Below are 740 nucleotides of genomic sequence, written 5' to 3' on the forward strand. Positions count from 1 at the left end.
GTTCCTGCTGGGCTTGCTCGCGGCCAGGGTGGGTTTCGTGCTGGCGTACTGGGCTCACTACCGCGATGACCCGTGGCAGATCATCGACCTGCGCGATGGCGGTTTTCTCGCCTGGCCCGGAGTGGTCGCCCTGCTGTTGGCAACGCTGTTGCGGGCCTGGCGCCGACCGGCGCTGCGCAAACCGTTGGGAGCGGGCGTCGGCAGTGGTCTGTTGTTCTGGTTGCTGGCCAGTTTGTCCCTGAACCTCTACGAACAAGGTACGCGCCTGCCGGACATCGTCTTGCKCAATGCCGCCGGCGAAACCGTGCAACTGGCCGACTATCAGGGCGGTCCCTTGGTGATCAACCTGTGGGCCACCTGGTGCCCGCCCTGCCGACGTGAAATGCCGGTGCTGGAGAACGCCCAGCAACATCGACCGGACCTGACCTTTCTGTTCGTCAATCAGGCCGAAAGCATGCAAAGCGTCAGTACCTTCCTCGCGACCCAAGGCCTGAGCCTTTCGAATGTGCTGTTCGATGGCGGCGGCCGACTGAGCCAGGCCGTCGGCTCCATGGCGCTACCGACTACGCTGTTCTACAGCGCCGAAGGCCGGCTGCTCGGTAGCCACCTGGGCGAATTATCGGAAGCCAGCCTGGCCCGCGCCCTGGAAAACTTCGACTCCCCAACTTCAGCCATACAGGCCACACCTTCAAGGAAACTGCCATGCCCCGCCTCCGCCATTTGCTGACGCTATCCCTGGG

At 63.7% G+C, this 740-nt stretch carries 1 protein-coding gene; it reads left to right on the top strand.

The genetic code is table 11. The features are described from left to right. Positions 1 to 727, top strand: a 727-nt coding sequence (locus AC1DH9_RS30205; RefSeq protein WP_477809462.1) for a TlpA family protein disulfide reductase, incomplete at its 5' end; no start/stop codon positions are given. Between the last annotated feature and the right edge of the window lie 13 nt (positions 728 to 740).

The organism is Pseudomonas sp. 05T35 (assembly GCF_056396605.1).